The organism is Verminephrobacter aporrectodeae subsp. tuberculatae At4 (assembly GCF_000193225.1).
GTDB lineage: Bacteria > Pseudomonadota > Gammaproteobacteria > Burkholderiales > Burkholderiaceae_C > Acidovorax > Acidovorax aporrectodeae.
Genome location: NZ_AFAL01000919.1, coordinates 1 through 558 on the forward strand (window position 1 = coordinate 1; position 558 = coordinate 558).

Genomic DNA, 558 nt, shown 5'->3' on the forward strand with positions numbered 1-558 from the left:
GCAACGCCGGTACCGGCAGCGCCATCAGCAGCAACTACAGCGTGGACACCGTGCGCCCCACGGCGACCATCACGCTGGCCGACAACGCGCTCACCGCGGGCGAAACAACGACCGTGACCTTCCGCTTCAGCGAGACCGTCAACGGCTTCACGCGCGATGACATCGAGCTCAGCGATGCCAACGGCACGATGGGTCCGCTTACGGCGAATACCGACGGAAGAACCTGGACAGCGACCTTCACGCCCACGGCCAACGTCAACGACGCGAGCAACACCATCCGCGTGAACCTCACGGGCGTGACCAACGCCGCGGGCAATGCCGGTACCGGTACCGCCAGCAGCGACAACTACACGGTCAACACCCAGCGCCCGACAGCCACGATCACGCTGACCGATACCACGCTCAGCGCAGGCGAAACAACGACCGTGACCTTCCGCTTTAGCGAGACCGTCAACGGCTTCACGCGCGATGACGTCGAGCTCAGCGATGCCAACGGCACATTGGGCGAGCCCACGTCCAATGACAATGGCAGAACTTGGACAGCGACCTTCACGCCCA

At 64.0% G+C, this 558-nt stretch carries 1 protein-coding gene; it reads left to right on the plus strand.

Translation table 11 applies throughout. From position 1 onward, the window contains the following. On the plus strand, positions 1-558 hold a 558-nt coding region (locus tag VTU_RS34235), incomplete at both ends, for an Ig-like domain-containing protein (RefSeq protein ID WP_010109370.1).